This window comes from Yoonia sp., assembly GCF_042093035.1.
GTDB lineage: Bacteria > Pseudomonadota > Alphaproteobacteria > Rhodobacterales > Rhodobacteraceae > Yoonia.
Genome location: NZ_JBELFI010000138.1, coordinates 1 through 5,823 on the forward strand (window position 1 = coordinate 1; position 5,823 = coordinate 5,823).

General features: G+C 57.3%; 4 protein-coding genes and 1 pseudogene. 4 read left to right on the forward strand and 1 reads right to left on the reverse strand.

Annotated features, from left to right (window positions below; translation table 11 throughout):
- From ACFDSS_RS13125 to gndA, 4 genes and pseudogenes are all read left to right on the forward strand, one after another.
- Positions 1 to 115: pseudogene (locus ACFDSS_RS13125) on the forward strand (C4-dicarboxylate ABC transporter substrate-binding protein); the annotation flags it as partial.
- Between the two features lie 121 nt (positions 116 to 236).
- Positions 237 to 2,456, forward strand: coding sequence for a TRAP transporter permease (locus tag ACFDSS_RS13130; RefSeq protein WP_375256182.1), 2,220 nt, complete (start codon positions 237 to 239; stop codon positions 2,454 to 2,456).
- A 216-nt stretch (positions 2,457 to 2,672) separates the two neighbouring features.
- Positions 2,673 to 3,638 carry a calcium/sodium antiporter gene (locus ACFDSS_RS13135; RefSeq protein WP_375256183.1) on the forward strand — a complete coding sequence of 322 codons (966 nt, stop codon included), beginning with the start codon at positions 2,673 to 2,675 and terminating at the stop codon, positions 3,636 to 3,638.
- Positions 3,639 to 3,666: 28 nt separating this feature from the next.
- Entirely contained in the window at positions 3,667 to 5,067 is a 1,401-nt protein-coding gene (gene gndA, locus ACFDSS_RS13140) for an NADP-dependent phosphogluconate dehydrogenase (protein WP_375256184.1), read from the forward strand.
- Here gndA and phoB read toward each other — a convergent pair.
- Positions 5,064 to 5,750: a phosphate regulon transcriptional regulator PhoB gene (gene phoB / locus ACFDSS_RS13145; protein WP_375256185.1), complete on the reverse strand. Its 687-nt coding sequence runs from the start codon at positions 5,748 to 5,750 to the stop codon at positions 5,064 to 5,066. The genes gndA and phoB overlap by 4 nt on opposite strands.
- Between the last annotated feature and the right edge of the window lie 73 nt (positions 5,751 to 5,823).

Genomic DNA, 5,823 nt, shown 5'->3' on the forward strand with positions numbered 1-5,823 from the left:
GCCAGAGAACTACACAAAGAACGCAGGCGTTCTGCCGTGGCACCCCGGTGCGGCTGAATGGTTCATCGAGAACGCGGGTGCAGACATCCCCGCCGACCAGATCTACGGTAACTAAGCCATGATCTTCCCCGAGGCTGCATTTCCCTTGCGGCCTCGGGACACTTGATTTTTCTCCGACAATTGATGCAGGCTTGACGTCCGTTTGAGGGCATTCTGCCGGCATGTGAGGACATAATATGACAACCGACACGCAAAGAGACGATCAAACCGAGGGGCCCGTTCTGGCGGAAGGGGTTGACGAAGAACCGGTTGAACATAATCGCAGGATCTTCGAAGGTCGTACCTATCTTATCATCGGCGGGTTCTCTGCGTTTTATGCTTTGTTTCACATGGCCGCGCTCAATGGTTGGTCTATTCGTAGCTGGACCGGAATTGATCTGCCGTTTCTACCTGTATTCCCGATGGAGACTTGGAACTTTCGTATCGTCCACATCGCGGGGGCATTGATCCTTGGGTTCACGCTCTATTCTGCACGCGCATTCCCTGCGGCCGACCGCGACGGACGTAATCTATTTGACTATCTGGCTTTTGTCGCTTTGTTGCCAGCGATTTACGCGTCGATTTCCGCCTTGGGATTTGCCGCCGAAATTCAAGGTGGTGTGATGTGGAACGGCATTGACGCCGGTATCCGCAACGCCGAAATCTATCAATTCGGCATCCCACTACTGGTTGCGACCACCGCCGGGATCGTTTTGGGCTGGATGCGCCCACGTGTGCGCGGCACGGTTGCCCCCGCTGATCTGGTCCTCAGCGTCTGCGGGATCGCCGTCGCGATCTATCTGATTACGATCTTCGGCACATTGATGCGCAACTCCACAGGCACACCTTTCGCCCCCATCGGCATGAGCCTTGCCGCTGTCTCCGGTACTGCCCTGATTATGGAGCTGACACGGCGCGTTGCCGGTATGGCGTTGATTGTGATCGCGGGGGTCTTCCTTCTTTATGTGTTCGTGGGCGACATGCTGCCGGGGTTCCTGAATGCGCCCGACATCACCTGGCAGCGCTTCTTTAGCCAAGTCTACACCGACGCGGGCATTTTGGGGCCAACGACGGCTGTGTCCTCTACCTATATTATTCTGTTCATCATTTTCGCAGCCTTCCTGCAGGCTTCAAAAGTGGGAGACTACTTCGTTAACTTCGCCTTTGCCGTGGCAGGGCGCGCCCGTGGTGGACCGGCCAAGGTGGCAATCTTTGCCTCCGGCCTGATGGGGATGATTAACGGCACATCGGCAGGCAACGTGGTTGCCACAGGCTCACTGACGATCCCGCTGATGAAGAAGGTCGGCTACAAGCCCACAACAGCAGGCGCGGTTGAGGCTGCGGCATCCACCGGCGGGCAGATCATGCCACCGATCATGGGTGCGGGAGCCTTCATCATGGCCGAAATCACCGGCATTCCCTACACCGATATCGCGATTGCCGCGATCATTCCTGCGGTGCTTTATTTCGTGTCGATCTACTTCATGGTGGATTTCGAAGCGGCAAAGCTGGGAATGCGCGGGATGCGTGAGGATGAGCTTCCTAAGGTCAGGGACATGATCCGCCGCGTGTTCCTGTTCCTGCCGATCATCATACTGATTGCCGCCCTCTTCATGGGCTATTCAGTGATCCGTGCAGGTACGCTGGCGACGGCCTCTGCTGCGGTGGTGAGCTGGTTCACACCCTATCGGATGGGGATCAGGTCAATTACCAAAGCCTTTGAACTTGCGGGTATCATGTCGATCCAGATCATCGCGGTCTGTGCTTGTGCGGGTATCATTGTTGGTGTGATTTCGCTGACTGGCGTTGGCGCGCGGTTCTCATCTGTGTTGCTCAATGTCGCTGAGGCGAACCAGTTGTTGGCGCTGTTCTTTGCGATGTGCATCGCGATCCTGCTGGGCATGGGAATGCCGACAACGGCGGCCTATGCGGTTGCGGCCTCTGTCGTGGCACCGGGCTTGGTGCAGCTGGGCATTCCATTGCTGACGGCGCACTTCTTTGTGTTCTACTTCGCGGTGGTGTCGGCGATTACCCCGCCTGTGGCGTTGGCGAGCTACGCGGCGGCAGGCATATCGGGATCAAACCCGATGGCGACCTCTGTGGCGTCGTTCAAGATTGGCATCTCGGCCTTTATTGTGCCGTTCATGTTCTTCTACAACGGTGCAATCTTGATGGATGGAACATGGCTGGACATCATTCGCGCAGGTGCGACGGCGGTCTTTGGTGTGTTCCTGCTGTCATCGGGCGTGCAAGGGTGGTGGGTTGGCGATCGGGCGGCCTGGCCGTTGCGGATCGGCTTGTTGCTCGCGGCGTTGTTCATGATTGCAGGTGGGCTGTTGACAGATGTCATCGGGATTGCGGGCGCCATCGCGCTTTATTTCATTGCCCAGATGACCCGGCCGAAATCGGTGGCGTAAGCCGGCTGAAAAAAGCAAAGAAAGAGAGCGGCATCGGCGCCGCTCTTTTTCTTTTTGCCGCTTATTGGGTCTTTAAAGCGCAACGGCGACACTTATGTCTGAGTATCAGACATGTGGTGGAAGCCGCGTAGAGAAAACCTATTACACTTCGCGGCGAATTCAGATAGTTGCCCACTAACACAGATCGGCTCATGTCCTTTCATCAGGAAAACACCCTTGTTTGAACTCACAACCTACGAGCTTTTTGTCCTTGCAGCCGGATCGATGGCATTTGGACTTTTTTTGCTCATCAAAGGTGGTGACTGGATGATTGACGGAGCGGTCTTTATGGCCGAACGCACCGGGCTGTCTCCGCTCTTCATCGGGGCGACGATCATCTCATTCGGGACATCGGTACCAGAGCTTTTCACGTCCGTGAATGCGAACCTTGCGGGCCATCCGGGCATAGCTTTGGGCAATGTGCTGGGATCGAATGTGGCCAATATCCTGCTGGTATTGGGTGCGACCGCATTCGTGTTCAACGTAACGGCAAACCCCAAACATCTGGCAAAGGACCTTGCCATGATGCTTTTGGCCACAGCGATCTTGGCCTTTGGGATGATGACAGACAGCTTCAGCCGCCTGTTCGGTCTGGGCATGTTCGCCATCCTCGCTTCGTTTGTATTCTACCAATATAAAACGGACAGTATCGAGATCGAAGAAGAGGATGACGATACTGCCGAACCTTTGATAACGACGATGAAAACGGCGGTTCTGTTTCTTTTGGCTGGCGTTGGGGCACTTGCCGTCGGCTCGGAACTGCTGGTGCAGGGAGCGGTGCAAACCGGCACAGCGATCGGTGTGCCAGAGGCCGTGATCGGCATAACAGTTGTGGCGTTCGGTACGTCCTTGCCGGAGCTTTCCACCTGTATCGCCGCCGCGCGCAAGCAGTCGGTAGGGTTGATCCTGGGCAATATCATCGGCTCAAACACATTCAACATTCTGTCGATCATCGCGCTGACAGCTGTTGTGCAGCCGCTGGCTGTTGATCCGGTACTGCTCGGGATGGACCTTTGGGTGACAATTGCGATCACTGTCTTGTTCACCATCTGGATGCTGACAGTGGGCAAGCTGACCCGCCCTATCGGGATTGCGATGATGATTGCATATGTGGTGTTCATTGCGGTGCAATACCTCCAATAAGACGAACCATTGACCAAGGGAGCCAGAGATGAGCAACGCAGAAATCGGCCTGATAGGGCTTGGAACGATGGGTGCGGCACTGGCGCTGAATATCGCGGACAATGGCTTTGACATTGCGGTGTGGAACCGGACAGAGGCGACAACACAGCGCTTTGTCGCCGAAGCGGGAGCGCTTTGCGAAAGGATCACGGGCACGCAAACGCTTGAAGAGTTCGTGGCGTCCATCGCCCCCCCCCGCGCGATCATCCTGATGGTGCCCGCAGGCAAAGTCGTTGACGATCAGATTGCGGCGCTGCGCCCGCTTCTGGGGCCCGATGACCTGATAATCGACGCAGGCAACGCCAATTTCCGCGATACCAACCGCCGCGCGCAAGAGGCAGGCGAGCTGCCATTCCTGGGCATCGGTGTGTCGGGGGGCGAAGAAGGCGCGCGGTTTGGGCCGTCGATCATGGGCGGTGGCAATCGCACACATTGGGATCGGGTTGCGCATATCCTGAAAGCGATTTCGGCAAAATACAAGGGTGAACCCTGTGCGACCTGGATGGGTCAGGAGGGTGCGGGCCATTTCGTGAAGGCCGTTCACAACGGCATCGAATACGCCGATATGCAAATGATCGCAGAGAGTTATGGCATCATGCGCGATGGCCTCGGTCTCGACCATGGTGCCATCGCAGAGACTTATGCTGAATGGGATAAAGGCCCGCTGCGCAGTTACCTCATTGAGATTTCAGGAAAAGTCGCGGCCACCACCGACCCGCAGACAGGCCAACCGATGCTCGATGTGATTGTCGATGCGGCAGGTCAAAAAGGAACCGGTCGCTGGACGGCCATTGAGGCGCAACACCTCGCCGCGCCGATCCCCACAATCGAGGCCGCAATCGTGGCGCGCAACTTGTCGTCGCAACGCGATGCGCGTACCGCAGGAGAGGCGCTATTTGGCGCCGCACCGCGCCGTTTGCCGCATGACATCGTCACTGTTTCAACGCTGTCAAAGGCGCTGATTGCGGGCAAGATCCTGTGCTATGCGCAGGGCTTCGACATGATCGCAAAGGCATCTGATGAATTCGGTTGGGCGCTGCCATTGCCTGCGATTGCAGAAGTCTGGCGGGCGGGCTGCATTATCCGCTCTGACATGCTGGATGACATGGCAGACGCCTTGCGCGATGACCCAAACCGGAACCTGATGATGGCCCCGAACTTCGCCAAGATACTGTCCAACACGCACGGCGCTTTGCGCCATGTCGTCGCCCAAAGTGCCATGCACGGGCTGGCAACGCCAGCCTTATCTTCGGGATTGGCCTATTTTGATGCGATGCGCACGGCACGCGGCACCGCGAATATGATCCAGGGCCAACGGGATTTCTTTGGTGCACATGGCTTTGCGCGCATCGACGGCGGCACCGACCAACACGGGCCTTGGGGCGCTTAGCCCAAAGCGTATCCTGCGCCACGCACGGTACGTACCGGGTCTGCCCCACCGTTCTGGGTCAACACTTTGCGCAGGCGGCCCACGTGGACGTCCACGGTGCGCGTATCAACGTAGATATCCCGCCCCCAGACCCGATCGAGCAGCATATCGCGTGACCACACGCGCCCCGGCTTTTCCATGAACGTGGTGAGCAGGCGAAATTCGGTCGGTCCGAGTTTCAGGGGGGTGTCTGCGCGGGTGACGCGGTGCGTTTCGGGGTCCAGCACGATATCATCATAGCTGAGGACCTCTCCCACGCTTGAAGGGCGCACGCGCCGCAGCTGCGCACGCACACGTGCCATGAGTTCAGACACGGAATAGGGTTTCACGACGTAATCATCGGCGCCTGTTTCAAGGCCACGAACCTTGTCGATTTCCTCAGAGCGGGCAGAGAGCATGATGATTGCGATGGCGCGTGTCTCCGGCTTGATCTTGAGTCTGCGGCACACCTCGATGCCTGACAAATGGGGCATCATCCAGTCAAGGACAATCACATCAGGCGCGTCTTCTTGCACACATAACAGCGCATCTTCGCCGTTTTCGGCACGGGTAACGCGAAAGCCCTCTGCCGCCAGATTATAGGCCAGAACTTCACGCTGCGCGGCTTCATCCTCGACAATCAGAACATGCGGTTTTTCATACATGGCTATTCGCCCGGATCACTCACATAAGCGGTCTTGTCCTCTTTCGGGCGCGCCTCATCAAGCATTTCGCCAG

Bases quoted from the DNA above. Each gene is read 5' to 3' on its own strand.
- gndA (WP_375256184.1), top strand. From the start codon at position 3,667: ATGAGCAACGCAGAAATCGGCCTGATAGGGCTTGGAACGATGGGTGCG.
- phoB (WP_375256185.1), bottom strand. From the start codon at position 5,750: ATGTATGAAAAACCGCATGTTCTGATTGTCGAGGATGAAGCCGCGCAG.
- ACFDSS_RS13130 (WP_375256182.1), top strand. From the start codon at position 237: ATGACAACCGACACGCAAAGAGACGATCAAACCGAGGGGCCCGTTCTG.